At 42.8% G+C, this 236-nt stretch carries 1 protein-coding gene; it reads left to right on the top strand.

The window, feature by feature from the left end; all coding sequences use genetic code 11:
- Positions 1 to 236: PAS domain-containing protein (locus tag SB751_RS35290; protein WP_410749648.1), on the top strand; the 236-nt coding region annotated here is incomplete at both ends.

Genomic DNA, 236 nt, shown 5'->3' with positions numbered 1-236 from the left:
CATACAAAAGCCAGTCGATCTTAAGGTCTGCCGTTTACGCGTTGGCAACCATTTAAAACTAAAAACACAAGAGCAACAATTAAAGCATTCTCAGCGGTTACTTGCTATTGAATCAGAAAGATTGCGGGTTACGCTCAACTCGATTGGCGACGCTGTTATAGCAACTGACAAAGACGAAAAAATAACGTTTATGAACCCGATTGCAGAGATGATGACCGGCTGGGTGATGCATGAAG

The organism is Cupriavidus sp. SIMBA_020 (assembly GCF_046535395.1).
Classification (GTDB): domain Bacteria; phylum Pseudomonadota; class Gammaproteobacteria; order Burkholderiales; family Burkholderiaceae; genus Cupriavidus; species Cupriavidus campinensis.
This window is presented reverse-complemented; position numbering and strand designations above follow the sequence as displayed.